This window comes from Rhizorhabdus sp. GW822-FHT03C02, assembly GCF_058801765.1.
In genome coordinates, this window is sequence record NZ_JBXANN010000001.1 from 448,859 (window position 1) to 475,552 (window position 26,694).

Consider the following 26,694-nt stretch of genomic DNA (forward strand, 5'->3'; position numbering starts at 1 on the left):
GCGCCGCCGCCCGGCGCCATGGCCCGAACGCCGCAGTTCATGTGGGGACAAGCCGGCTTGCGGTTGTCGGCTGACCTCCCGCGGCGACGGCCGCCGCCCGCCTCTTTAGCCTGTCGCCGCCGGGCGATGCTGTCATTTCCGGTGCGCGTCGCTTCCCCGGGGACGGAGCCGGGGCTTAGCGTTCGCCGACAAGATCAAGCAGGGGAGAGGCCCGCGATGAACCTGATGAGCGAGACCAGCCGCCCGATCACCGATCGGCCCAATGTGATCGGGATCGAGCCCTATGTGTCCGAAGCCTATGCCCGCGCCGAGAATGAACGGCTGTGGGGCAAGGTCTGGCAGGTCGCGTGCCGGCTCGAGGAGATACCCCGGGTCGGCGACTTCGTCACCTACGACATCCTCGAGGAATCGATCATCGTCACCCGCGTCGCCGAGGACCGGATCGCCGCCTATTACAATGTCTGCCAGCATCGCGGACGGCGGCTGACCAGCGGCTGCGGCCACACCCGCAAATTCGTCTGCCGCTTCCATGGCTGGAAATGGAATCTCCAGGGCGAGAATGTCGACGCGCTCGCCCGCGAGGATTGGGAAGGCGCGCTCACCGACGAGAATATCCGCCTCGCCGAGGCGCGGGTCGACAGCTGGGGCGGCTGGGTGTTCGTCTGCATGGACCCCGAGACCGAGCCGCTGCGCGACTATCTCGGCACCGCCGCCGACATGCTCGACCCGTTCGAACTCGACCGGATGCGCTATCGCTGGCGGCAATGGCTGCGCTTCCCGTGCAACTGGAAGATCGCGCTCGAGGCGTTCGTCGAGGGCTATCATGTCGTCGGCACCCATCCGCAGCTCACCAAATATGGCGCCAAGTCGACCTGGAGCATGGCGCATGGCCGCCACAGCGTGTTCGGTCCGGCCGCGCAGAAGGGCTTCGGCGGCGCCTCGGGCGGGATCAGCGCCGAGAATATCGATATGCGGATCGCGCTGCACGAGGTCGTCCAGCAACTCTATGACGAGGTCAACGCGACCACCACCGCGACGATCGTAAACGCCGCCAGCCGGCTGGTCGACGAACTGCCCGCGGGCACCCCGGCGATGCAGGTCCAGGGCCATCTGATGATGCAGGCGGCCAAGGACGATGCCGCGCGCGGGGTGCTCTGGCCGAAGATCGATCCGGCGCATTTCGCCAAGGCGGGCACCGTCTGGCACATCTTCCCGAACACGGTGGTGATCCAGGGGCCGACCTTCGCTTTGTGCTACCGCGCGCGGCCCGACGGCTATGACCCCGATCGCTGCATCTTCGAGGTCTATGTCCTCGAACGCTTCCCCGAAGGCGCGGAGCCGCGGGTCGAGAATGTCCATGTGCCGATCGAGGACGAGGCGGCGTGGCGCAAGGTGCTCGGCCAGGACTTCGCGAATATGGAGGCGGTCCAGCAGGGCCTGAAATCGCGCGGCTTCAAGGGGCCGCGCCCGAACCCGGTGCAGGAGCGCGGGGTGACCAATTTCCACCGGGTGCTCGCGGACTATATGGGGACAGGGGCGCCGGTGGCGTTGGACTAGCTTTCTTCTTTCTCGCCCCTCCCTTGAAAGGGAGGGGGTGGGGTGGGTGGCGAGCGAAGCGAGCTTTCCGACCGCTCCGCGAGAAGCTACGCCAAGGGCATCGAGCCCTTGGCTTCGCCACCCACCCCTAACCCCTCCCTGAACAGGGAGGGGCGAGAGTGAGAGCGTGGCCGAGATCACGGTTAACGCATCCCGACTCAAGTAAAACGCACCCCGGCCGCCGAACAGCGGCCGACTGTGTCAGTTGCTTAGAGGAAAGGGTGTCTATCATGTCCGATCTCGCCACCACGATTCAGGGTATCAAGTTCACCAGCATCGCCGCCGCCGGCGAGCAGGTTCGCGCCGTCGGCATCGCCAGGGCCGATCTCGGCCCGGCGATCGGCATCGCGCTGCAGAAATCGACCACCTCGGGGCTGCGGCTCGCGCGCGGCATCTTCGCGACCATGACGGCGGAGCAGGCGGGCGACGAACTGCCGGCGATCGTCGGCTGGGCGGCGAAGGGCTCGTCCGACACCCGCCGGCTGCTCTCCACCGCGGCGCGGCTCGATGGGACGAGCCTGATGCTGGTCCACGAGATCAGCACCCTGCCGCGCGTAGATGCGGACGCGTTCGTCGCCGATTATTTCGCCGCCGGCGGCGAGATGCGGCCGATCGCGCAATGGCTGCAGATCGCCGGCGCCACCCTGCGCAAACATAATGTCAAGGAGGCCGGCACCGACGGCTTCGTCGTCGACGCCGTCAAGGACGCCGCCGGCTGGGTCGTCGACCGGGTCGAGGATGTCGTCGACGCCACCGTCGAGGGGATCAGCTCGCTTGCGAATGCGGTGGCCAGCGCCGCCAAGTCGCTCGTCGATGTCGTGGTCGAAACGATCAGCTGGACGGTCGAGCAGATCGCCGATCTGGTCACCGCGCTGGTCCAGGCGACCAAGAGCGTCGCCGAAATCCTCGCGGCAGCGGCGGCCAAGGGCGTCGATGCGCTCAAGAAATTCGTCAAGGGCGTGATCAAGGCCGGCCTCGCGCTCGGCGAGGTGCTCGCCTGGGCAGTGGGGCAGGCGATCGAAGCCACGATCGATGTCGTCCGCGCCCTGCGCGACGCCGGCAAGAGCTTCGTCGAGATCCTCGCCTGGGCCGCGAACCAGGCGATCGACGCGGCCGGCGCGATCTTCCGCGCGCTCAAGGCGGTCGGCCAGTCGCTGTTCCAGATCGTCGGCGCGGCGTTCAGCGCGGGGCTTGCGGTCCTCAAGGCGACCCTTGCGGTCATGCTGCAAGCCGGCGAGACGCTGTTCACGATCGTCAAGACGCTGGTGACCCAGCCGTGGAACATCTTCACCGTCGCGACCAAGGCGTTGCTCGAACTCGGGCACAGCGTCGTCAGCCTGCTCGACCAGGCCGCGCAGGCGACGCTCAGCACGCTGACCTCGATGGTCCAGGCGCTCAAGACGCTCGGCAATGCCGCGGTCGATCTCGCCGAATGGGCGGTGAACAAGACTGTCGAGGTGATGGGCGCGGTCATCCAGGGCATCCGCAAGGCGGGTGAGGATCTGGTCGATTTCGTCGCCGCGACCGCCGGGCGTGCGTTCGCGGTGATGCGCCGGGTCGTCGAGGCGCTGCTCGAACTCGGCAACAGCTTCGTCGGGCTGATGATCGACTTCGCCGACATGGCGGTCGACGCGCTCGGCAAGTTCATCAAGGCCGGGTTCGAACTCGGCCAGACGCTCGCGTCGGTGATCGCGAAGGCGCTCGAATGCACCTACAAGCTGTCGGCCAAGCTGATCCGCGGTGCGCTCGCCGCCGGAATCAAGGTCGCCGAGCTGCTCGCCGATGTCGCCGGCAAGACCTATTGGACGCTGCGCAAGATGGTGCACGGCATCCTCAAGGCGCTGGGTCCGATCGGCGAGGTGCTCGACTGGGCATTGTCGCAGGCCGAGGGCGCGGTCGCGGCGGTGCTGCGGCCGGCGCTCGAGGCGATCCGCTATGCCGGCGGCAAGCTTTCCGACGCGCTCGACTGGGCGCTCGCCAAGGGCGGGGCGGTGCTCGAAGCCACGATCGCCGCCTGGGAGTCGATCGGCGAGGCGCTGACCAAGGCCTATGACTGGGCGCGCAAGCAGGGCCTGGCGATCTGGGAGACGATCGGCCGTATCACCACCACGCTGAAGAATTCGGTGTCGTTCGTTCTCCTCTATCTCGAGAAGGACTTCATCCCCGGCATCGCCAAATTCGTGAAGGGTGCGCTGGCGGCGGGCGCGGTGCTCGCCGACTTCATGGTGACGCTTGCCAAGCGGCCGTTCGCGATCGCGCTCGAGGTGACCAAATCGCTGCTTGCGGCCGGCGTCACCCTCGGTGCGCTGCTGGTCGAGACGATCCAGCATCCGGGGCAGGGGCTCGAAAATCTGCTGCGCGCGGTCAAGACGCTCGGCCAGACCACCAAGGACATCTTCAAGGCGATGACGATCGATGCCGCGAAGGCGCTGATCGAGGACGTGACCCTGACCCTCCACAATCTCGAGGAGCCAGTGGTCGACATGCTCGAAGCGGCGGCCGAGGTCGGCGCCGGGTTGGTCGGCACGGTGGTTTCCGTCCTGCTCAACACGCTGGCCAGCTACCGGCCGCTGACCGCGCTGGAAAAGGCCGATGGCAAGCGGATCTTCGGCAACTCGCTCGATTTCGACAAAATCTATGTTTCGGCCGAGAGCCTGACCAACAAGGTGATCTTCGGGTTGCAGGACTGGTTCCGGGGCCAGGAGGATTCGCGCCCCTTCACCACCGACACGCTGATCAACTTCGACGTCGACGACGGGATCAAGCGCTATACGCTGATCCACGAGCTCACCCATGTCTGGCAGGCGCTGGTGACCGGCCCCTTTTACATGGCCGAGGCGATCCATGCCCAGAACACCGACGACAAATATAATTACGGCTATTCGAACGAGGACACGACGATCGACCTGCCGAGCGACTATGTCGGCGGCACCGAGAAGGTGAAGGTGGGCAAGGCCTATGGCAAGGGCGCCGAGACCGCGCTCCAGGCCGGCGGCGGCAAGCTCGAATCCTTCAACGTCGAGATGCGGGCGCAGATCGCGATGCATTATTATGTGCGGCGCTATCTGCTGAACATGCCGGCGAACGACTATGCCGACTGGCAGCCTTATGTCGACGAGCTGCAGGCGGCGTGAGCGGGACGGTGACCCGGCCGGCGAGGTTGATCCTCGTCGCGCCGGGGCGCCTCGGCGACAAGATTGCCGCGGCGCTCCCCGACGCGATCGCGCCGTCGCCGGTCAAGCGGGGCGAGCCCGGCGCGAACCCGCGCGATCCTTATGGCCTCGCGCGGATCATCGAACGGGGCGGCCCGGCCGACGGGTTGCTGCTGGTGGCGCCGCGCCGCCGCAGCCCGGCCCGGCTGACGCCGGCACCGGTGATCGGCGGAGTGCCGGTCGGTCTGGTCCAGGCCGACCGCGACGACGAACTCGATCGCTGGCTCGCCGCGCTTGCCCGACAAGGCGAGGGGCTGCGGGGCTGGGCGGCGATGGCGATGGGGCAGGACTTCTACCTCGATCTTGCCGCGTCGTTGCTCGATCGGATGCGCGCGGGGCTCGCCGGATCGGCGCTGCGGACCGAGGACTGGCGTGCCGACCGGCTGGGCCGCGCCGAGCTGTGCGAGCGCCTCGGGAGCGGCCCGCGGCTGGCGGCCTATCTCGGCCATGGCCGCGAAAGCGGGTGGAGCGGCTATCAGGCGCTGCGCTGGCGGCATGTCGAGGCGACACCATCCTCGGCGCCCGCCGGTCTGATCGTCGGCTTCACCTGCGACACGCTCAAATATGCCCGCAGCACCGCGCCGTTCGGCTGCCGCTGGGTGCGTGAGGGGCGGGCGGCGGCCTATCTCGGATCGACCGAGGCGGTCCGCACCGACGCCGGGGCGCGGCTGGTCGACCTGTTCGGAGCGCTGATCGCCGGGGGCGAGGCGACGAGCGTTGGCGCGCTGCTCCGTGCGCTCGATCGGCGGCTCGGCGAGGACCCGGCGCTGGCCGATGCCCGCGCCGCCTTCGCGACGTTTCGCTTGATGGGGTATCCGCTGCTGTCGTTGGTTTGACGGTCTTTCCTTTCCCAACAACCGTCGCTCCAGCGTAGGCTGGAGCCTATGGCTCTTACCTCAGACGGCAGCTTTTGGGGCAAGAGACATGGGCCCCAGCCTACGCTGGGGCGACGGTGGTTTTTGAGTTTTGGACTTGTTGCGCTGTCGCGCTCGCACCGCCGTTGCAGCTTGAGCGGGCTGCGCCACTGGAAGCCGTCACGGCCGAGTGCCATATGGGCGGCATGGCCTATCATCCCCCCTTCGACAACAGCTATGCCCGGCTGCCCGACCGCTTCTTCGCGCGGGTCGAGCCGATGCGCGCACCCGAGCCGCGGCTGATGCGGATGAACCTGGAGCTGGCGGAGGAGCTGGGGATCGACACCGCATGGCTGGCGGGGCCCGACGGGCTCGAATGGTTGTCGGGGCGGTCGATTCCCGAAGGATCGGAGCCGATCGCGCAGGCCTATGCCGGGCACCAGTTCGGCAATTTCGTGCCCCAGCTCGGCGACGGGCGGGCGATCCTGCTCGGCGAGGTCGTCGATCGCAACGGCCGGCGCCGCGACATCCAGCTCAAGGGATCGGGGCGGACGCCCTTTTCGCGTGGCGGCGACGGTCGCGCGGGGATCGGCCCGGTGCTGCGCGAATATATCGTCAGCGAGGCGATGGCGGCGCTCGGCGTCCCGACCACCCGCTCGCTCGCGGCGATCGCGACCGGCGACGAGATCTATCGCGAGCGGCCGACCGAGGGGGCGGTGCTGACGCGGATCGCCGCGAGCCATATCCGGATCGGCACCTTCCAATATTTCGCGTCGCGCGGCGACACCGAGGGCGTCCGCCTGCTCGCCGACCATGTCATCGCGCGCCATTATCCCGACGCGGCCGATGCCCCGAATCCCTATCGCGCGTTGCTCGACCGGGTGGTCGGGCGACAAGCGGCGCTGATCGCGCGCTGGCTCCATATCGGCTTCATCCATGGGGTGATGAACACCGACAATATGTCGGTCGCCGGCGAGACGATCGATTATGGCCCCTGCGCCTTCATCGACGATTATGATCCCGCCAAGGTGTTCAGCTCGATCGACCGGGCCGGGCGCTATGCCTATGGCAATCAGCCGAATATCGGGCTGTGGAACCTGACCCGGCTCGCCGAGACGCTGCTGCCGCTGATCGACGAAGACGAGACCGCTGCGATCGCCGCGGCGCAGGATTCGCTCGGTGCCTTCGCGACCTTGTTCGAAGACGCCTATGAGGCCGGGCTGCGCGCCAAGATCGGTCTGGCGACCGCCGAGCCGGGCGATGCCGAGCTGTCCGCCGAACTGCTCGGCGCGATGCGCGAGAACCAGGTCGACTTCACCTTGTTCTTCCGCCGGCTGAGCGGGGCGCAAGGGCCCGAGCCGGTCGAGGCGCTGCGCGGCCTATTCGTCGATCCGACCGCGTGCGACGCCTGGCTCGCGACCTGGCATGCGCGCCTCGCCCGCGATCCGCAGTCGGCCGAGGCGCGCCGCGCGGCGATGGACGCGGTCAATCCCGCCTATATCCCGCGCAACCACCGGGTCGAGGCCGCGCTCGCCGCCGCCGAGCAGGGCGATCTGGCGCCGTTCGAGGCGCTGGTCGCGGTGTTCGCCAATCCCTATCGCGACCAGCCCGGCCGCGAGGCCTTTGCCGATCCGCCCTTGCCCGACGAGCGGGTGTTGCGGACCTTCTGTGGAACCTGATCGACGACGGGAGACGCGACGATGAAGATGCGGAAACTTGGGCAGCTCGAAGTGTCGGCGATCGGCCTGGGCTGCATGGGGCTGAGCTATGGCTATGGTCCCGCTGCCGACAGCGAGGCGGCGATCGCATTGATCCGCGCCGCGGTCGAGCGCGGGGTCACCTTCTTCGACACCGCCGAGGTCTATGGCCCGTTCGCCAACGAGCGGCTGGTTGGCGCGGCGCTGGCGCCGCTGCGCGACCAGGTGGTGATCGCCACCAAATTCGGCTTCAACGTCGATGCCGAGGGGCAGCAGCGCGAGGGGCTGAACAGCCGGCCCGACCATATCCGCGCGGTCGCCGAGGCGTCGCTCCAGCGGCTCGGGGTCGACCATATCGACCTGTTCTACCAGCACCGGGTCGATCCCGACGTGCCGATCGAGGAGGTCGCGGGCGCGGTCAAGGACCTGATCGCCGAGGGCAAGGTCGGCCATTTCGGCCTGTCCGAGGCCGGGGCGGGGACGATCCGGCGCGCGCATGCGGTGCAACCGGTCGCGGCGCTGCAGAGCGAATATTCGCTATGGCTGCGCGATGTCGAGGCCGAGATCCTGCCGACGCTCGAGGAACTGGGGATCGGCTTCGTGCCGTTCAGCCCGCTCGGCCGCGGCTTCCTGACCGGGGCGATCAGCGCCGACACCAGCTTCGACAAGGGCGACATGCGCAACGGCCTGCCGCGCTTCTCGGCCGAGGCGCGCCAGGCCAACCAGGCGCTGGTCGACCTGATCGGCGCGATCGCCGCGCGCAAGGGGACGAGTTCGGCGCGGATCGCGCTCGCCTGGCTGCTCGCGCAGAAGCCGTGGATCGTGCCGATCCCGGGGACCACCAAGCTGCACCGGCTCGAGGAGAATATCGGCGCGGCCGACGTCGATTTGACCGCCGCCGATCTGGGCGAGATCCAGGCCGCGCTCGATGGCGTCGAGGTTCAGGGCGAGCGCTATCCGCCGCAGATGGCGGCGATGGTGGGGCGGTGAAGGGTAGGCGCGGGGAATGCACCGTACGCGCCAGAGATGCCCATAAGTGGCTGTATATGAAGGATATTGCTAAAATTCGAGCTATTGTCCAGACGCGATTTTTACCGCATTTCAACATGTGGATTAAAGCGGAAAGTGGCGAATTGCAGCGCCTTTTCAGATCGCGGGTACCGTTAGGGACGCTCGCCAGCCGTCGTCGATCAAGCCGCAGATTAATCCGTCACCGCTATCAGGCTGTCGCGCGCAACGCGCCTGACCGCGTCGGTCAAGCCGACCAGCGACTTTGCGTGAAGTCTGGTGACCGTCCAGTAGAGCTTCACATCGAGCCGGGTCATCGGAGGTAACTCTACGAGGCGGCCGGCATCCAGATCAGCTTGGGCAAGCGATACCGGCTGCAGGCCCCAGGCAAGTCCAGAGCGGGCGAGATCGAGAAAGCCTTGCGCGGACGGTATCCAGTGGGTGGGGGCGCTGAGCGCAACGTCGTGCGCGTCGCGCGCCCACCGCGCCTGCAGCTTGTCATGGCGATTGAACCGCATATAGGGCGCCGTTTCTAGGGCTTTGACTGGCAGGCGGCCGGTGAAGTGTTCAGCCATATAATCGGGGCTTGCGCATGCCGCGTAGCGCAGCGCGCCCAGCAGAGTGGTCTTGCATCCCGGTACCGGCTCAGGGTCGGAGGTCACGGCCGCCAGCACCTCGCCCGATTTCAGCCGCTCGGCGGTGTTGGTTTCATCGTCGATGGTCAATTCGATCAGCATGCCGGTGTCGCGCGCAAACGCCGCGACCGCCTCGGGAAACCATGTCGCGAGGCTGTCCGCATTGACCGCGACTCTTAGCGTAGCGGGTGTGCGATCATGACCGGTCTCGCCACCGGGCAGCGGGCTGAGGTCGGCTTCGAGCAGATGCACCCGATCGAAATGGGCGACTAGCTCGCGTCCGCGCTCGGTCGCGGTGCAGGGTTGCCCGCGGACGATCAGGATCGCGCCTAGCCGATCTTCGAAGCCGCGAACTCGCTGCGAAATCGCCGAGGGCGTCACTCCGAGCATGTGGGCTGCCCGCTCGAAGCTGCCTTCCCGGACGACCGCCGCGACGGCGGCGAGGGCGGTGTAGTCTATCATGCATTAGTGGTGCTTCATGATCATTAGAAAAACAAGCTGGCCTTATCCCTATTGGCGCGCCAGATGGCCGCATGGCCCCGATATTCTCTCCCTTTCTCAGCGGTTTTGCGCTGTCGGCCGCGCTGATCATGGCGATCGGTGCGCAAAACCTTTTCGTGTTGCGGCAGGGCCTGCGACGTGAGCATGTCGGCGCTGTCGTGCTGTTTTGCGGAAGTGCGGATGCGTTGCTGATTGCCGCGGGCGTCGGCGGCGTCGGCACCTTCCTGTCGGTGGCACCGCAGTTGACCTTCGGTCTCACGATCGGCGGTGCGGGCTTTCTCGGCTGGCATGGGATCAAGGCGCTGCAGCGGATGGCGGCGCCGGCCGCGATGGCCGTGGCGTCCGGCGAAGCCGTGACCCTCGGCAGCGCGATCGCCGCGACCGCCGGATTCACGTTCTTGAACCCGCATGTCTATCTCGACACGGTGCTTTTGATGGGCACCGCGGGGGTGTCACAGCCTGCCGCGCTGCGACCGGTCTTCGTCATCGGCGCCGCCTCCGCGAGCTTCGTCTGGTTTGCCGCGCTCGGCTACGGCGCCCGGATGCTCGTTCCGCTGTTCGCGCGGCCGGCGGCGTGGCGCGTGCTCGATGCTGTCGTCGGTATGACGATGCTGGCGCTGGCTGCTTCGCTTCTGTTGCGCGTATTCCTCTAAGCCGCGCCATACACAATTCGGATCGGATCGACCCATGTATCGCCCTCCAGCCTTTCGCGAAGACCGCCCCGAAGTCTTGCACGATGCGATACGCGGTAACCCGCTGGCGACGCTGGTGACACATGGGGAGGAGGGGCTGGTTGCCAATCTCGTTCCCTTCACGCTGGTCGAGCGGGGCGCCGGGCAGCCGGTGCTGCGAGCACATCTCGCCCGGGTCAGTTCCCAGCTGCGCGACCTTGAGCAGGGCTGCGAGGCGCTGGTCATCTTTCAGGGACCGCAAGCCTATGTCTCGCCGTCCTGGTATCCCGGCAAACAGATACACGGGAAGGTCGTGCCGACCTGGAATTACGTGATCGTTCAGGCGTGGGGGCGCCCCGTCGTCATCGACGATGCACAGTGGCTGCTTGCGCAGATCGAAGCTCTAACCGCGTTACAAGAGGGTGCCCGCGACAAGCCATGGGCGGTTGGTGATGCGCCGGCTGACTTCATTGCCGGTCAGCTCAGGGGCATTCGCGGGGTCGAGATCCCGGTCGATCGGATCGAGGGGAAATGGAAGGCCAGTCAGAACCAGTCGGCGCCCAATCGCGCAGGCGTGGTCGCCGGCCTGCGGGCGTCAGACCCGGGCTCGCCGATGGCGGCCATCATCGAAAAGCGCGGCATGGAAGCGGCGCTGTGACGGTCTGCCTGATTCAACTGGCCGCCGGTGCCGCTATGGTCGGTCGCCAGAGCCCGAGCGTCTCGCCGAGCGGACCAAGATGACGATGCGTCCCGAGACCCTCGCCGTTCACGCTGGGCGCAGCATCGATCGCGCGACCGGCGCGGTCGCTGCGCCGCTCCATTTGTCGACCACCTTCGAACGCGATGCGGATGGCGGTTTTTCCCGGGGCTATGAATATAGCCGCGACGACAATCCCAACCGTCGCTCGCTCGAAACATGCCTCGCCGCGCTGGAGGGCGGCGACGCAGCGGTCGCCTTTCCGTCGGGAATGGCGGCGATCGCCGCGGTGCTCGAAACGATCGTCGCGCAACGCCCGGGGCGGATCATATTGCCGAAGGATATGTATTTCGGCGTGCGGTCGCTTCTGTCCGACACCGGCTTCGGCCGTGGGCTTGATGTCGTCGCTATCGACATGGCTGACCTTCCAGCTCTCCTCGAAGCCTGCAGCGAGGTGAGGCCGGCGGTGATCTGGATCGAGACGCCGTCCAATCCGCTGGTGAGCATCGTCGATATCGCCGCGGTCTCGGCAATCGGTCGCGAGTTCGGCGCCGCGGTCGTCGTCGACAACACATGGGCGACCCCGCTGCTCCAGCAGCCGCTCGCCCTCGGAGCCGATGTCGTCGTGCATTCGCTCACAAAATATATCGGCGGTCATAGCGACGTGATGCTGGGCGCGGCGATCGTGCGTGAAGACGGCGGTTGCCTGCGCGAGCTGCGCGCGATTCAACGCCACAAGGGATCGGTAGCCGCGCCCTTCGACTGCTGGCTTGCGCTTCGCGGCGCAGCGTCGCTGTCGGCGCGGATGGCGGTCCATTGCGCCGGCGCGCTTGCGGTGGCGCGCTACCTCGAAGGCCAGCCGCTGGTTACCAAGGTCCATTATCCGGGACTTCCTTCGCACGATGGTCATGAAGTCGCTTCCCGGCAGATGCGGGCCTATGGCGGCATGCTGTCATTCGAGATCGAGGGCGGGCGGGAGCGCGCGATGGCGTTTGCTGCGGCGCTCGCGATCTTCACCCGCGCTACCAGCCTTGGGGGCAACCATAGTCTGATCGAGCATCGCGCGTCGGTCGAGGGACCAGCGACGGTTGCACCAGAATCGTTGCTGCGCGTGTCGATCGGACTTGAGCATCCCGACGATCTGATCGCTGACCTCGAACAAGCGCTGCGGGTCGTCGAATGACACGCGCCGATCCACGGTCCGCCATGAATCTGTCGCCGTCGCGTCTGTCCCCAAGCCGCGGACAGATGAGGTGAAATGGGGGTTGAGAAGGGCGAAAATGACTGAGGCCGGCCACGGGTCGGGGCGCCGGTTCGAATCTTTGACATATGTCCTATATTGTGCGCATTCTCCTTGGGTGCTTCGGCGGTCATAGCCACTGCGCTCACCGGAATCCCCGGCCCTGGCCGGACATGAATGCCTGTCGTCGCTCCCGTCACGACTTCGTGACGCCATAGTGTTGCCAACTCTTACCGATGAGATTTGAAATGCGCTGGCCCCTCCTGTCTGCTGCTGCCCTGCTGACTGCCGCCGTTATTTCGCGGGGAGAGGCGGTGTCCCGAAAGGCGCCGGCGTGGGACGCGGCGGCGGCCGCGCATTATCTCGACGACCGGCTGACCTGGTGGCGCCAATGGCCGAAGGCCGAACGCGATCACGGCACCCGGTGCGTCTCTTGCCATACGTCGTTGCCGCACACCCTCGCGCGCGGAACGCTCCGCGGCCAGCTCGGGCAAGCTCAGCCGGGCGTGTCGGAAATGGCGATGTTCGACGATGTCGTGAAGCGGGTCTATCTGTGGGATCAGGTTGAACCCTTCTATCCCGACCAGAAAAGCGGCGTACCCAAATCGAGCGAGTCCCGCGGGGTGGAATCCGTGCTCAACGCACTGATCCTCGCGACCAGGGATCAGGAGCGGGGCCATTTAGGGCCCGATACCCGCCAGGCCTTCGCCAATATGTGGGCGCTGCAGATGAACTCGCGCGACATGAAAGGCGGCTTCACCTGGCTGAATTTCCATCTCGAGCCCTTCGAGTCCCCGACCGCAACCTATTGGGGCGCGACACTCGCGGCACTCGCCGTTGCCCGGGCGCCCGACGGCTATGCCGCGGACCCCGCGATCGCGCCCAATGTCGAAGCGCTGCGCGGCTATCTTAAGACCGGATCGACCGGTCAGTCACTCTACACACGCAGCCTGATCCTGTGGGCGGACAGCCGGCTGCACGGTGTGCTGGAGTCTGCCCAGCGCAAGCAGATCGTCGATGAGCTGCTTGCGGCGCAGGGAGCCGATGGCGGCTGGAGCTTGACGAGCCTGTCGTCCTGGAAGCGCGTCGACAATACGCCGCTGCCCGAAACAAGCGATGGCTATGCGACGGCGCTCGTCGCGTTGGTGCTGCGGGAAGCCGGCGTACCGATCAGCCCTAGGGTCGCCGCTGCGCGGACCTGGCTGGCGGTCAATCAGGACAAGACGACAGGTGCGGTGCCCGCCAGTTCGATCAACAAGGACCGCAAAAAGGAAACCGACGCTTATCTGTTCATGACCGATGAGGCGACCGGATTGGCGGCGCTGGCGATGCGGCCGGGAAGCTGAAATGACCTGGCGCGCGGAACAGTGCGCCGTGTGCACCCTGCGCACAGCAATTCACCGTACGCACGCCATCAAATATACCGCCCGCCGTTGACGCCGATGATCTGGCCGGTGACGTAACCGGCTTCGTCGGAGACCAGATAGGCGCAGGCGCCGGCGATGTCGGCGGGTTCGCCCTGGCGCGGGATCGGGCCCGATTTGGCCATGTTCTCGCGCTGGACCTGCATGAAGGGTTGTTCGAACGCCTTTTCGGACATCACCGTGTTCATCACGAAGCGCGGCGGGATCGTGTTGCAGGTGATGCCGGCGGGGCCGAATTCCTGGGCGAGCGTCTTGGTGAGCGCGATCATCCCGCCCTTCGACGCCGAATAATGCGCCATCCGTACCGCACCCGACTGGGCGCTCGACGAGGAGATGTTGACGATCCGGCCCCAGCCGGCGTCGATCATGTCGGGCAGCGCGAGCTGGGTGACGATGAAGGTGCCCTTGAGGTTGATCTCGAGCATCTTGTCCCATTGCGCGTCGGTCATTTCGAGGAACGGGACGAAGCCGGTGATCCCGGCATTGTTGACGAGGATCGTCACCGGCCCAAGCTTCTCGCGCAATGTCGCGAGCGCGGCGCCGACTTCGGCGCGATCGGCGATGTTCGCCTGGAGCGCGACCGCCCGGCCGCCGGCGGCGACGATTTCGTCGGCGGTCCGGGTCGCGTCGTCGATCAGGATGTCGAGCACGCCGATCGCGATGCCGTCTTTGGCGAGGCGGTGCGCGATCGCCGCGCCGATGCCGGCGGCGGCGCCCGTGACGAGTGCGACCTTGCTGCTCATATCTCTCTCCATCCCGGCGGTCCGCGATATGCGCGCCGCATGCCCGATCCACTGCCCCGCCGCGAACGGCATGGGCAATGATCGAGCATGACAATTTCCGGACGGATGCTGTCAAGATGTACAGCAAGTCGGCGCAGGATCAGCGCAGCGGGAATCCCAGCGCGTTGAGTGCCTGGCGCAGCCGGTCGCGGCCGTTGAGCGAGGCGGCGCTGCGGCTGCGGGCGAGGATCTGGGCGATCCAGCCGGTCGGCGCCTGGCCCTGCGACGCCTGGAAGGCGCGTGCGGTGTCGTCATAGGCGGCGATCGCCGGGCGCTGGCGGTCGATCGAATAGGTTTCGCGGTGGAGCACCGCCGGCTGGGCGAGGCGCGGCTTGATTGCCGCGGGTGCCGCCGGATCGGGATGGCCGACGACGAGACCGAACACCGCGGCGGCGCCCGGCGGCAGGTCGAGCAGCGCGGCGACATCCTCGGGGCGGTTGCGCAGCGCACCGATATAGACGGTGCCGAGCCCGAGCGATTCCGCCGCGACCACGGCGTTCTGCGCGGCGAGCGCGGCATCGACCGCGCCGACCACGAAGCTTTCGAGGAAGCCGAACCCCTCGACCGGCGCCTCGGCATCGGCGGCGATCGCCTGGCCGCGGGCGAGGTCGGCGATCCACACCAGGATCAGGGGGGCGTCGACGATATGCTTCTGCCCGCCGGCATAGTCGGCAAGCTTCGCCTTGCGCTCGGGGTCGGCGACCGCGACCACGCTCCACAGCTGGAGGTTGGACGAACTCGGCGCCGACTGGCCGGCGGCGACCAGCGTTTCGAGGATATGATCGGGCAGCGCGTCGGGCAGGAAGGCACGGACCGAGCGATGCGCGAGCAGGTCGGCGATCGTGTCGTTCCAGAGGATGTCGGCGGGGCCGGCGGACGGGCCATAGCGGGCCGCGATCGCGCTCTGCGGTTCGTCGGCGGCGACGGGGTCGTGGAGGGCCATGGATCAGTTTCCTTCGGTGGAATGGCGGGCGGCGTAGCGGCGCGCGGCGATCGCGGCGCCTTCGCGGAGCAGCGGGCCGAGCTGCCAGAACTCGGCGAGCGGGTTGGGCGGGGCGGTTTCGGACTCGTTGGCCCAGCCATAATCGCGGCGCAGCTTGCCGAGCTGGCCCGAGGCGAGGATCGCCGCCGGATCGACCGCCTCGGCGGTGCGCTGGTCGGCGGCGACATAGATGGCGTCGTTGGGGCAGTAGAGCTCGCACATGAAGCAGCTCTGGCACTGGTCGAGCCGGGCGATGATCGGCACGCCGTTGGCGCCGGCATCGAGGACATGGGTCGGGCAGGCGGTGACGCAGTCATTCTCGCCGGTGCAGCGATCCGCGAAGATATGCGCGATCATGCGGCGATCTCCTGCCGGGCCGGAATCCGATCGTCGAGCCGGGTCCACAGCGCGTCGAGACCGCCGGTGAGGAGTCGTCGGTCGAGGCCGGGCTTCGCTTGCGGCGCGTCGCGGCGGACATGCATGCCGCGGCTTTCGTCGCGGGCGAGCGCGGCGGCGGTGCACCAGCGCGCGGTCGCGATCATCGCGACCGTCTCGCGCGCATGGACCCGGTCGAGCCCCTCGGCATGGTGGTGCGCGGCGAAGTCGTGCCACAGCCCGTCGAGCCGCTGCAGCGAGGTCCCGAGGGTGGCGGCGGTGCGCCACAGCGCCTTGTCATAGGGCAATGTCTCGTCCTGGACCGCGAGGATCGCGGCCTTTTCGTCGAGCCGGCGGGCCGCCGCGGTCGGACGCAGCCCGGCGGTGCCGGTCGCGCGCGCGGCATCGCCGGCACGCCGGCCGTTGCTGCGTGCCAGCGCCGCCGCGGCGCCACCGGCGACATCGCCCGAGGTCAGCGCCCAGGCCGAATTCTGCGCGCCGCCGCCACTGGTGGCGCCGGCGACCGGCTCGCGGGTCGCGGCATCGCCGACGGCGAACAGGCCGTTCACCGTCGTCTGGCAATCCTCGTCGACGATGCGCAGCCCGCCGGTGCCGCGGATCGTGCCCTCGCCGAACATCTTCACCTCGAACCGGTCCTCGAAGATGCGCACGCCCTTGCGCTCGAACGGGGTCGGCGAGGCCGGCTGGATGCGCGGCAGGATCTGCTTGAGGATATCGGGCGCGTCGCTCAGATCGGCGAAGACCGGGCCGGCGAGCATCGCCGCCGCCAGCGCATCCTGATGCGCCGGGCCCTTGAGCGGCGGCGGGATGTCGAGTTCGCGGCCATCGGCATCGAAGAAGCGCGCTGACGGATAAGGCAAAGTGCGGGTCGAGTTCCAGATCGGCGACAGCGAATAGGCGTTGGAGAATTCCATCCCCGAAAGCTCGGCGCCGGCTTCGGCGGCGATCAGATAGCCGTCGCCGCTATTGCCATGGCTACCGATCAGCCCCGACCGATAGGCGCAGCCGCCGGTCGCGAGCACCACCGCGCCGGCGCGGATCGTCCAGTCGCGCCGGTCGAGCCGGGCATGGCCGCTGGCGCCGGCGACCGATCCGTCGGGATGGAGCAGCAGTTCGAGCGCGGGGTGATGGTCGAGGATGCGCACCCCGGCATCGATCGCGTAGCGGCGCAACGCGCGCATATATTCGGGGCCGCGCAGGCCCGAATAATAGGTCCCGCCATGGCCGTCGCCGGCGAAGGGATAATAGCCGGCGAGTTCGGGCAGCTTGCGCCAGGTGGTGTCGATCACCCGCGCCATCCAGGCGCGGTCGGCGAGGTCATGGCTGCGGCCATGACGCTCCTCGATCGCCGCCTCGCGCTTCTGCGGATCGGGCGCTACCCACCAATGGTTAGGGCCGCCGGTCGCGGTGACCCCGCTGGTGCCGACGAAGCCCTTGTCGACGAGGACGACATCGGCGCCGGCCCGCGCGGCGGCGATCGCCGCCCAGCCGGCGGCCATGCCGCCGCCGACGATCAGCACGTCGGTCTCGAGATGGATCGGGTCTTTCAGCGGGATCGTGCTCATCGGTGGTTATTCGGCCGCGATCGCGTGCGCCGCCGAACGGGCCAGCGTGTGGCGGTTCTCGGGCACGTCGAGCCCGAGATGACCGCGCAGCGTGGCGTGCTCGTAATCGGTGCGGAACAGCCCGCGCGCCTGCAGGATCGGCACGACCCGTTCGCGGAACAGCGCGAAATCGGCCGGACGGGTGACGCGCAGGTTGAAGCCGTCGGCGGCGCGGCCGACGAACCAGCGCTCGATCTCGTTGGCGATCGTCTCGGGCGATCCGACGAAGTCCGACCGGAAGATGCCGTAGCGATAGGCCGCCTCGCGCAGGGTCAGCCCGCGTTCGCGCGCGCCCCTGATGATGCGCTCGGCATGGCCCTTATAGCTGTTGAGGGTGACATGGCTGACGTCGGGGAAGGGTTCGTCGAGCGGATATTGGCGGAAGTCGTGATAGTTGAACGCGCGGCCGAGCTGGACGAGCAGCTTGTCGATGTCGAGTGCCGCGGTCTGGGCGGCGGCGATCGCCTGCGCCTCCGCATCGGTCTCGGCGATCACCGGCACCAGCCCGGGCATCACCACGATCTTGTCGGGGTCGCGGCCGAGCGCGGCGGCGCGCGCCTTGAGGTCGCGATAATAAGCCTGGCCGCCTTCATAATCCTCGGCGCTGGCGAAGGTGCCTTCGGCGATATGCGCGCCGAGATTGCGGCCCTCGTCGCTGTCGCCGGCCTGGAAGATGACCGGCTGGCCCTGGCGCGAACGGCTGAGCGCGATCGGCCCGGCGACCGAGAAATGCTGGCCCTTGTGGTTGAGCGGATGCTGCTTGCCCTTGTCGAGGAAGACCCCCGCGGCCTTGTCGCGCGGAAAGGCGTCGTCCTCATAGCTGTCCCACAGCCCCTGGACGACCTCGACGAATTCGCGGGCGCGGGCATAGCGCACGCCATGTTCGAAATGGGCGTCGCGGCCATAGTTGCGCGCCGCCCCCTCGAGCCCGGTGGTGACGACGTTCCAGCCGGCGCGACCCTTGCTGATATGGTCGAGCGAGCCGAACTGGCGCGCGACATTATAGGGTTCCCAATAAGAGGTGGTGAGGGTGCCCACCAGGCCGATCCGCGAAGTCGACACCGCGACCGCCGACAACAGGGTCAGCGGTTCGAGCCGGTTGAGGAAGTGCGGCGCGGTGTCGGGGGTGATGAACGGCGAATCGACGATGAAGACGAGGTCGAACTTCGCCGCCTCGGCAGCGCGGGCGTTCGCGATATACCAGTCGATGTCGACGCTGGCGTCGCCGGGCAGCGCCGGGTCGCGCCACGATCCCTGATCGACCCCGACCCCTTCGAGGATCGCGCCGAGCTTGAGTTGCCGCTGCGCCTGTAGTGCCATCTCGATCTCCTTTGGATCGGCACGGCTTAGCGGCGCCCGGTCAGGCGCGATAACGAGGGCTTCTCAAGCCTATATTGGGACTGCTGATGCGATCGAAGCGGGTGATCTATCCTGGCGGTCGAAATATTTAATCCGTTCGTGTCGAGCGAAGTCGAGACACGTAGCGCTGGTGGAGCGTGTCTCGATTACGCTCGACACGAACGGAAATAGGGTGGGGATTGGCGCCGATATCACGCGAAGCCCTGGGTCGTGGTCGTCTTGGGATCGACGCCGACGACGCGCTTCACCGCGTCCTGGATCTCGCGCAATATGCCGTCGCGCTCGGCCTTGGGCAGCTTGTTCAGATCGTCCTTGGTGAGCCCATGCTTCTTCAGCACCGCCTCGGAGGCGCGCTCGACCGGGGTCTGTGCCGCGACCTTCTTGAACTCGGCGAGGACCTGCTCGAACGACGATTTGCCGCTGCTGCTGTCGGAACCGGTGACTTTGCGCACGAGGTCGAGGCCGAGCGAGACGCCCGCGACGATGGCCGGGATGGTCATGGACTTGTCTCCTTTGCGCAGAGCCATGACGGAATATGGTTAATGGGGGGATAATGGCTTCTTTTTCCGTCGTCCCGGCGGAGGCTGGGACCCATGTCTCTCTCCACCCGACATGCCGTCGATTGTCGCACCAGACATGGATGCCAGCCTTCGCTGGCACGACGAAGAGGACCTGATCGCCGTCCTCCCCGCTTGCGGCATCGCACCGCGGACGCCAAAGATGCGCCCATGCGAACAATCCCCTCGGCCCTGCTGATCTCCGCCCTTCTCGCCACCGCCGCCACGCCGCTCGCGGCGAAGCCCGACGCGCCGTCGCCGATCCTGACCAGCGCCGATGCGCGCGACGTGCTGTCCTATGCGCGGCCCGAGATCGCGCGGGTGACCCATGTCGATCTCGATCTCGTCGCCGACTTCAAGACGAAGGAGATGCGCGGCACCGCGACGCTCGACATCCTCGCCGCGGCGGGTGCGAAGGAGATCATACTCGACGACAAGGGGCTGGTGATCGAGGTGATCGCCGACGCGCAGGGCAAGCCGCTCGTCTGGTCGGTCGGGGCGAGCGACGATTACAAGGGCGCGCCGCTGACGGTGACGATCGGCGCGGCGCGCAGGATCGTGATCACCTACCGATCGAAGCCCGATGCCAGCGCGCTCGGGTGGCTGCCGCCGGCGCTGACCGCGGGCAAGGTCAAGCCGTTCCTGTTCAGCCAGGGCCAGTCGATCGAGAATCGCAGCTGGATCCCGACCCAGGACAGCCCCGGCATCCGCCAGAGCTGGAGCGCGCGGATCGCGGTGCCCGCCGATCTGGTGGCGGTGATGAGCGGCGAGCGGCTGACCCCGAAGGGCGAGGCGGTCGACGGCGGGCTCAGGCGCTTCAGCTTCCGCATGGACCATGCGGTGCCGCCCTATCTGATCTCGCTCGCGGTCGGCGACCTCGCCTTCAAGCCGCTGGGGACCCGCACCGGGGTCTGGGCCGAGCCGGCGACCCTCGCGAAAGTGGCCCCCGAGCTCGACGATACCGAGCGCATGGTGAAGGCCGCCGAGGGGCTGTACGGTCCCTATCGCTGGGGCCGCTACGACCTGCTCGTGCTGCCGCCGTCCTTCCCGTTCGGCGGGATGGAGAATCCGACGCTGACCTTCCTGACCCCGACGATGTTCACCGGCGACAAGGCGAACACCGACGTCGTCGCGCACGAACTCGCGCACAGCTGGTCGGGCAATCTCGTCACCAACGCGACCTGGTCGGACAGCTGGCTCAACGAGGGTTTCACCACCTATTTCGAGAACCGCATCGACGAGATCGTCTATGGCAAGGAGCGCGCCGCGATCCTCGCCGACCTGTCGTGGGACGATCTCCAGCGCGACCTGAAGGAAGGCAAGCCGAGCGCGACCCGGCTGCACGGCGACCCCGAGGATCTCTATGGCGAGCTCGCCTACAACAAGGGCGCGACCTTCCTGCGGACGATCGAACAGACCGTCGGCCGGGCGCGCTGGGACGCTTATCTGCGCAGCTATTTCGATCGCCATGCCTTCCAGCCGCAGACTACCGCCGCCTTCCTCGTCGACCTGCGCAGGAACCTGATCAAGGGCGATGCCGCGCTCGAGGCGAAGTTGCAGCTCGACCGCTGGGCCTATGAGCCGGGGCTGCCCGACAATGCGGTCCATGTCCGTTCGGCGACGCTGGCCGAGGTCGATCGCGCGATCGCCGCGGCGAAGGCCGGAGCGGCGATCGGGTCGATCCGATATGCCGGCTGGGGCACCCAGGAATGGCTGCGCTTCCTCAACGGCCTGCCGCGCAAGCTGACGGCCGCGCGGCTCGCCGAACTCGACGGGACGATGAAGCTGTCGGTGTCGCCGAACGCCTATCTCCGGTCGGCGTGGCTCGTGCTGGCGATCGGCAACCGCTACGAGCCCGCGGTCGCCTCGGCCGAGGAATATCTGCCGCGGGTCGGCCGGCTGCTGCTGATCCGCCCGGTCTATCGGGCGCTGATCGAGCAGGGCGATTGGGGCAGGCCGATCGCGGAGCGGGCCTATGCGAAGGCGCGGCCACAATATCATCCGGTGACGGTGGCGTCGGTCGACAAGATGCTGAACCGGAAGCCGTGACGGCGATGCGGTGAATGACGTGCTTAATCACCGCATCTTTTGCGGTGAATACGCTTGCCCGACTTGGTCGATAAGGGCATGTTCTTCGCCAGAGGTGCGGTGAATATGCCCTATATCCACGAGCGTGACGACTGGCCTGGCTTCCACTGGCGCGATGCGCAATTGTCGGCGAAGCTTGCTGCCGTACGCCACCGCCAGGGCAGGCTGATCGGCCGGATGGAAGCACTGGGCTTTGCGATGCGCGAGCAGGCGATGTTGCTCACCCTGACCGAGGACGTGCTGAAATCCAGCGAGATCGAGGGCGAGCGGCTCGACAAGGCCCAGGTGCGATCGTCGATCGCCCGGCGGCTGGGCATGGACGTGGCGGGTCTCGTGCCGGCCGACCGCCATATCGAGGGCGTCGTCGAAATGATGCTCGACGCGACCCAGGCTTATGCCGAACCGCTTACCGACGAACGCCTGTTCGGCTGGCACGCAGCACTGTTCCCCACCGGTCGCAATGCGATGAGCCGTATCGTCGTGGGCGCTTGGCGCGATGACGCTCAAGGGCCGATGCAAGTGGTATCGGGACCGATCGGGCGGGAGCGCGTGCATTATCAAGCACCATCTGCTGGCCGGCTACCGCAGGAAATGAAGGCCTTTCTCGACTGGTTCGCGGGCGATCAACCCCTGGACCCGGTTCTCAAGGCTGCAATCGCGCATCTCTGGTTCGTGACGATCCACCCGTTCGACGACGGCAATGGCCGGATTGCCCGGGCGATCGCCGACCTGTCGCTGGCCCGATCCGAACGGAGTCCCCAACGCTTCTACAGCATGTCCGCGCAGATCCGCGCCGAGCGCAACGCTTATTATGATCTGCTGGAAAAGACCCAGAAACGCGACCTGGACATCACGCCCTGGCTGGCATGGTTTCTCGACTGCCTGGACCGCGCGTTCGATCGCGCCGAAGCCATCCTTGCTTCGGTCTTCCGTAAGGCACGCTTCTGGGAGGCACATGCCGCCGCAGGTTTCAACGAGCGGCAGCGCAAGCTCCTCGAGCTTCTGTTCGATGGGTTCGAAGGCAAGCTGACCACATCGAAATGGGCGAAGATCGCCCGATGCTCGCAGGACACGGCGCTGCGCGACATCGACGATCTGGTGAAGCGGGGCGTGCTCGGCAAGGAACCGGCCGGCGGTCGCAGCACGAGCTATGTGCTGCTGTCCGTATGAGCAGCTGGCGCATATCGATGTCGTCGGGCCTGGACCCGACCGGGTTCACACTCGTTTCATCGGGCGATAGGCATGGCCCATCATGTGGATCGCCATGGCGCGCAAAGTTGAAAGGACGGCGTTTCTCTTGAAGCCGAACCGAAAGAGGATCGCTCTCGTCCTGGGGGCGCTGTCGCTGTTCATGACGCCGCCGCCGGCGGCATCGGCGCAGAATGCGCCGTTCGATCTCACCGGCCCCGGCCTGCAGATCATGGTCGATCGCGCGGGCAAGACGCTGCCGATCACCCAGGTGCCCAATCTGGCGGCGGGCGACCGGATCAGGATCGACGCGCTGCTGCCCGCCGACCAGGGCGCGCGCTATCTGATGGTCGCGGCCTTCCTGCGCGGGGCGACCAACCCGCCGCCCAAGAGCTGGTTCTTCCGCGCCGAGACCTGGCAGAAGAAGAAAAGCGGGCTCGATATCGTCGTCCCCGAGGGCGCGCATCAGCTCGTGCTGTTCCTGGCGCCGAGCACCGGCGGCGATTTCGGCGCGCTGATCGACGCGGTGCGCGGCCAGCCCGGCGCGTTCGTCCGCGCGACCCAGGATCTCAACCAGGCGTCGCTCGACCGCACGCGGCTCGACGCCTTCGTCGAGGCGATCCGCCGCCAGGACCGCACCCGCCCCGAAAATATCGAGGCGGTCTCGCCGATCCTGACCCATAGCCTGGCGATCAAGCTCAACAAGGAATGCCTCGACCAGGCCGCCGATGTCCAGGCGGCGTGCCTGACGCAGAGCCGCGAGTCGCTGGTGCTCGCCGACGGCCATACGAGTTCGCTGACCGAGACGCTGGCCTCGACCACCACCGACCTGGCGTTGCAGTTCGCCTCGACCCCCGAGGGCGGCTATGGCTATTATAGTTCCTATATCGGCGTGGTCCGCGACATCGCCCGGGTGTTCGGCGCGTTCCAGTCGACCCATTTCCAATATATTCCCGCGCTCTCGCGCTTCCAGGGCGAGCGGATCGGGCTGGTGCTCAACGCCGCGCCGTCGTTCGACAAGCCCAAATCGGCGCTGGTGATCGCGATGCCGGCGATCGAGCCGGGCGAGGCGCCGCCGCTGCGCGCGGTCGCCACCGCGCCGGCGCTGTGCGCGGCCCGGCCGGGGGCGGTGCTGGCGGCCGAGGGCGCGCCGCTGGTCTATGCGACCGGCTATGCCCATGACATGGCGCTCAGGGTGAAGAAATCCGATGGCGGGCTGGTCGATCTGCCGGTGCGCGCCGATGCCGAACGCGGCGGCTATGTGATCGGCGACGCCGGCTGGCAGCTCGCCGATTTCGGGCCGTGGATCGACGGCACGCTGCACGGGACCTGGGGCTTCGCGCCGTTCGACGGCCCGCGCTTCCGCCTGCAGAACCCGCAAGGGCAGAGCTGGCGGCCCGCCGACGACGGCGAGACGGTGTCGATCGTCACCGGCCGCGACAATGGCATCGATCTGCAAGGCGGCGCATCGGCGTGCGTCGAGGGGGTGATGCTGCGCGACGCCGCCGGCGCGACCCAGGCGCTCGGCTGGAAGGCCGATGGCGCGAACAGGCTGTCGCTGCAGGTCCCGCGGGCGGCGGCCAAGCGCGGCAAGATGACCCTGCTGGTCCGCGAATTTGGCGCCGCCGCGCCGCGCGAGATTCCGGTCTCGGTGGTGCCCGAGGCGGCACGGCTCGAGGCGTTCAAACTCTATGCCGGCGACGGCCGCGGGGTGCTCAGCGGCAACCGGCTCGACATGGTGTCGTCGCTGAGCTTCGACGGGCTGAATTTTCGCCCCGACGGGCTCGAGCGCAGCGGCAAGACCGATCTGCTGACGATGGCGGCGGCCGATGCCGAGGCGGCATCGGCGCTGACCGCGGGGCAGGAGGGCAGCGCGCGGGTGACGCTGGCCGACGGCCGCAAATTGTCGATCGGCGTCACCGTCGCGGCGGCGCGGCCCAAGGCGCGGCTGATCGCGCGGACGGTGGCGCGCGCGCCCGCCGGCGGCGCGCTGCCGATCGCGCTGCGCGGCGACGAGGCGCTGACCCAGGATGCGCGGCTGACCTTTTCGATCGGGGCGGCGCCCGGCGCGCGTTTCAACGGTACGGAGACGATCGAGATCGCCACCGCCGACGGCCGCGCCTCGGCGGTGATCGGCGCCAAGGACGGGCTGATCCCGCAGAGCGTCGAGGTGCTGGTCGCGACGGTCGAGCCCGGCAAGCTGCTAGGTACCGCCGCTTATGGACCGTTGCGCTTTCGCCTGATCCAGGACGGAGTCCCGAGCGACTGGATCGCACTGGCGTCGCTGGTGCGGCTGCCGGTGCTGACCCGCTTCGCCTGCGACGGCGCGAAGCGGACCTGCCAGATGGCGGGCCGCGACCTCTTCCTGATCGGCGATGCCGCGCGCGACGAGGCGTTCACCGATGCGGTCGCGGTGCCCGACGGGTTCACCGGGACCGCGCTGACGGTACCGGCGGGGGCGGGCAGGACGCTGTATCTGCGGTTGCGGGACGATCCGGCGATCATCGCGAGCGTGAGCGTGCCGTGATCGGGACGTCGCCCCGGCGGAGGCCGGGGCCGCCCAAGGCTCGAACGCGCGCTCTAGCCTTGGGCGGTTCCGGCCTCCGCCGGAACGACGGCAGAGTCACTCCAGCCGCAGTAGCAGCGCGCCATAGCCATAGCCGCCATTGGCGACCGCGCAGACTCGCGCGTCCGCGACCTGGCGCGCGCCGGCCTTGCCCCAGAGCTGGAGGCAGGCCTCGTAACTATGGCCATAGCCGTGGAAGCGACCGGCCGAGAGCTGGCCGCCGCTGGTGTTGAGCGGGAGTTCGCCGCCAAGGCCGATGCGGCGGCCGCCTTCGACGAACGCCGCCGCCTCGCCGCGGCCGCAGAGCTGGAGCGCTTCGAGCCAGAGCAGGGTCAGGATCGAGAAACCGTCATAGATCTGGGCGACATCGACGTCGGCGGGTTTCAGGTCGGTGCGCGACCAGAGCATCGCACCGGCGCGGTCGGCGGGGAGCGCGGTGAAGTCGCCGCGGTGGAGGCCGTAGCCGAGCCCGCCGATCGACATGCCCATCGCCTCGATCAGGATCGGCGGCTGGGCGAGGTCGCGCGCGACGTCGCGGCGCGAGAGCAGGATCGCGGTCGATCCGTCGATATGGCTGTCGCAGTCGTAGAGCCGGAGCGGCGACGAGATGAGCCGCGAGGCGAGATAATCGTCGAGGCTGAGCGGCTTGCGGTAGATCGCATTGGGGTTGTGCGCGGCCATCGCCCGGCCGTTGACCGCGATCGCGCCGAGCTGTTCGGCGGTCGCGCCATATTTGTCGAAATAGGCCTGGGCGTAGAGCGCATAGATGTTGATCGGCGACAGCGCGTCATAGGGCACCGTCCAGGCATTGGCGCCGTCGACCCGCACGGCGCCGCCTGCACCGGCGCCGAGCAGGGTCGAGGTGCGCGCCCGCGCGCGCGCGGTCGCCTGGGCGACGGTGCGGAAGACGAGGACATGGCGGCACAGTCCCGAGGCGATCGCCTGAATTGCACTGATGATCGCGCCCATATGGGCATGGCCTTCGGTCGAGGCGCCGACCCAGACCGGGTCCATGCCGAGCGCGAGCATCGCCTCGGTCGATCCGACCGGCGAGAAGCCGCCGCTGTCGCCCGACCGACCCGGATAGGTGGTGATGCCGTCGATGTCGGCGGGGGTGAGGCCGGCATCGGCGATCGCCGCGAGGCAGGCGTCGACGGTGAGCTGGAGCGCGCTGCGGTTCGACGGCCGGCCGACCTCGGACTGGCCGGCGCCGGTGATGGCGACCTGCTTTTCGGGGAGGGTCTCAAACATCGTCGTCGATCCGGAACATCGGCAGGAAGACATCCTCATGCCGTTCGAAGACGACGGTCACCGGCAACCCGCTGCGCACCGCCTCGACCGGGCCGAGGATGTTGGTGAAGACATAGAGTTCGGGCTGCTCGGCCAGTTCGACCGCGGCGAAGACGAACGGCACCGACAGCCCCGGCTTCCACGCCTCATGGTTGACGGTGAAGGTCGCGATCCGGCCATGGCCCGAGACCGGCGCCGGCGCGATCGCGTCGCTGCCGCAGGCGGGGCAGCGCGGCAGCGGCGGATGCTGATAATGGCCGCAGCCGCCACAGCGCGCGATCCGCAGCCGGCCGTCGGCGCCGCCGGTCCAGTAAAAGCCGGTTTCCCGGTCGATCACCGGCAGCTGG

At 67.8% G+C, this 26,694-nt stretch carries 21 protein-coding genes; 12 read left to right on the forward strand and 9 right to left on the reverse strand.

Features of this window, described 5'->3' with window-relative positions; translation table 11 throughout:
* Positions 1-216: 216 nt before the first annotated feature.
* The 5 genes from AC1RM6_RS02070 (at position 217) to AC1RM6_RS02090 (ending at position 8,349) form a co-directional block, all read left to right on the forward strand.
* Positions 217-1,557 carry an aromatic ring-hydroxylating oxygenase subunit alpha gene (locus AC1RM6_RS02070; RefSeq protein WP_493097928.1) on the forward strand — a complete coding sequence of 447 codons (1,341 nt, stop codon included), beginning with the start codon at positions 217-219 and terminating at the stop codon, positions 1,555-1,557.
* 269 nt (positions 1,558-1,826) lie between these two features.
* On the forward strand, positions 1,827-4,730 hold the full coding sequence (locus tag AC1RM6_RS02075; protein WP_493097929.1) for a hypothetical protein: 2,904 nt from the start codon (positions 1,827-1,829) through the stop codon (positions 4,728-4,730).
* Positions 4,727-5,644 (forward strand): C25 family cysteine peptidase, encoded by a 918-nt coding sequence (locus AC1RM6_RS02080; RefSeq protein WP_493097930.1) that lies wholly within the window; start codon positions 4,727-4,729, stop codon positions 5,642-5,644. Before AC1RM6_RS02075 ends, AC1RM6_RS02080 begins: the two co-directional genes overlap by 4 nt.
* A 224-nt stretch (positions 5,645-5,868) precedes the next feature.
* Positions 5,869-7,341: a protein adenylyltransferase SelO gene (locus AC1RM6_RS02085; RefSeq protein WP_493097931.1), complete on the forward strand. Its 1,473-nt coding sequence runs from the start codon at positions 5,869-5,871 to the stop codon at positions 7,339-7,341.
* Positions 7,342-7,362: 21 nt separating this feature from the next.
* Entirely contained in the window at positions 7,363-8,349 is a 987-nt protein-coding gene (locus AC1RM6_RS02090) for an aldo/keto reductase (protein ID WP_493097932.1), read from the forward strand.
* Between the two features lie 212 nt (positions 8,350-8,561).
* Here the strand turns inward: AC1RM6_RS02090 and AC1RM6_RS02095 are convergent, their stop codons facing one another.
* Positions 8,562-9,464, reverse strand: coding sequence for a LysR family transcriptional regulator ArgP (locus AC1RM6_RS02095; protein WP_493097933.1), 903 nt, complete (start codon positions 9,462-9,464; stop codon positions 8,562-8,564).
* A 71-nt stretch (positions 9,465-9,535) separates the two neighbouring features.
* Between AC1RM6_RS02095 and AC1RM6_RS02100 the strand changes: the two genes are divergently transcribed.
* The 4 genes from AC1RM6_RS02100 to AC1RM6_RS02115 all read left to right on the forward strand — a co-directional run bounded on the left by AC1RM6_RS02100 (position 9,536) and on the right by AC1RM6_RS02115 (position 13,457).
* Entirely contained in the window at positions 9,536-10,156 is a 621-nt protein-coding gene (locus AC1RM6_RS02100) for a LysE/ArgO family amino acid transporter (RefSeq protein WP_493097934.1), read from the forward strand.
* A gap of 34 nt (positions 10,157-10,190) precedes the next feature.
* Positions 10,191-10,832 carry an FMN-binding negative transcriptional regulator gene (locus AC1RM6_RS02105; protein WP_493097935.1) on the forward strand — a complete coding sequence of 214 codons (642 nt, stop codon included), beginning with the start codon at positions 10,191-10,193 and terminating at the stop codon, positions 10,830-10,832.
* Positions 10,833-10,917: 85 nt separating this feature from the next.
* Positions 10,918-12,054 (forward strand): trans-sulfuration enzyme family protein, encoded by a 1,137-nt coding sequence (locus AC1RM6_RS02110; protein WP_493099506.1) that lies wholly within the window; start codon positions 10,918-10,920, stop codon positions 12,052-12,054.
* Positions 12,055-12,359: 305 nt separating this feature from the next.
* On the forward strand, positions 12,360-13,457 hold the full coding sequence (locus AC1RM6_RS02115; RefSeq protein WP_493097936.1) for a hypothetical protein: 1,098 nt from the start codon (positions 12,360-12,362) through the stop codon (positions 13,455-13,457).
* A gap of 68 nt (positions 13,458-13,525) precedes the next feature.
* Here AC1RM6_RS02115 and AC1RM6_RS02120 read toward each other — a convergent pair whose 3' ends face one another.
* From AC1RM6_RS02120 to AC1RM6_RS02145, 6 genes are all read right to left on the reverse strand, one after another.
* On the reverse strand, positions 13,526-14,278 hold the full coding sequence (locus AC1RM6_RS02120) for an SDR family oxidoreductase (RefSeq protein WP_493097937.1): 753 nt from the start codon (positions 14,276-14,278) through the stop codon (positions 13,526-13,528).
* A gap of 139 nt (positions 14,279-14,417) precedes the next feature.
* A complete protein-coding gene (locus tag AC1RM6_RS02125; protein ID WP_493097938.1) occupies positions 14,418-15,260 on the reverse strand; it encodes an NADPH-dependent oxidoreductase in 843 nt (280 codons plus the stop codon).
* A gap of 3 nt (positions 15,261-15,263) precedes the next feature.
* On the reverse strand, positions 15,264-15,656 hold the full coding sequence (locus AC1RM6_RS02130; protein WP_493097939.1) for a 4Fe-4S dicluster domain-containing protein: 393 nt from the start codon (positions 15,654-15,656) through the stop codon (positions 15,264-15,266).
* A complete protein-coding gene (locus AC1RM6_RS02135) occupies positions 15,653-17,260 on the reverse strand; it encodes an FAD-dependent oxidoreductase (RefSeq protein WP_493097940.1) in 1,608 nt (535 codons plus the stop codon). Before AC1RM6_RS02135 ends, AC1RM6_RS02130 begins: the two co-directional genes overlap by 4 nt.
* A 6-nt stretch (positions 17,261-17,266) precedes the next feature.
* Positions 17,267-18,619 (reverse strand): LLM class flavin-dependent oxidoreductase, encoded by a 1,353-nt coding sequence (locus AC1RM6_RS02140; protein ID WP_493097941.1) that lies wholly within the window; start codon positions 18,617-18,619, stop codon positions 17,267-17,269.
* A 230-nt stretch (positions 18,620-18,849) separates the two neighbouring features.
* Entirely contained in the window at positions 18,850-19,158 is a 309-nt protein-coding gene (locus tag AC1RM6_RS02145) for a hypothetical protein (RefSeq protein ID WP_493097942.1), read from the reverse strand.
* 228 nt (positions 19,159-19,386) lie between these two features.
* Between AC1RM6_RS02145 and AC1RM6_RS02150 the strand changes: the two genes are divergently transcribed.
* The 3 genes from AC1RM6_RS02150 to AC1RM6_RS02160 all read left to right on the forward strand — a co-directional run bounded on the left by AC1RM6_RS02150 (position 19,387) and on the right by AC1RM6_RS02160 (position 25,018).
* Complete coding sequence (locus AC1RM6_RS02150) at positions 19,387-21,264, forward strand: M1 family metallopeptidase (RefSeq protein ID WP_493097943.1); 1,878 nt, start codon at positions 19,387-19,389, stop codon at positions 21,262-21,264.
* 78 nt (positions 21,265-21,342) lie between these two features.
* Entirely contained in the window at positions 21,343-22,473 is a 1,131-nt protein-coding gene (locus AC1RM6_RS02155; protein WP_493097944.1) for a Fic family protein, read from the forward strand.
* 127 nt (positions 22,474-22,600) lie between these two features.
* Positions 22,601-25,018, forward strand: a complete 2,418-nt coding sequence (locus AC1RM6_RS02160; RefSeq protein WP_493097945.1) for a hypothetical protein — start codon at positions 22,601-22,603, stop codon at positions 25,016-25,018.
* A gap of 96 nt (positions 25,019-25,114) precedes the next feature.
* Here AC1RM6_RS02160 and AC1RM6_RS02165 read toward each other — a convergent pair whose 3' ends face one another.
* Both AC1RM6_RS02165 and AC1RM6_RS02170 read right to left on the reverse strand, forming a co-directional pair.
* Complete coding sequence (locus tag AC1RM6_RS02165; RefSeq protein ID WP_493097946.1) at positions 25,115-26,308, reverse strand: thiolase family protein; 1,194 nt, start codon at positions 26,306-26,308, stop codon at positions 25,115-25,117.
* Positions 26,301-26,684: a Zn-ribbon domain-containing OB-fold protein gene (locus AC1RM6_RS02170; protein WP_493097947.1), complete on the reverse strand. Its 384-nt coding sequence runs from the start codon at positions 26,682-26,684 to the stop codon at positions 26,301-26,303. Before AC1RM6_RS02170 ends, AC1RM6_RS02165 begins: the two co-directional genes overlap by 8 nt.
* Positions 26,685-26,694 lie beyond the last annotated feature (10 nt).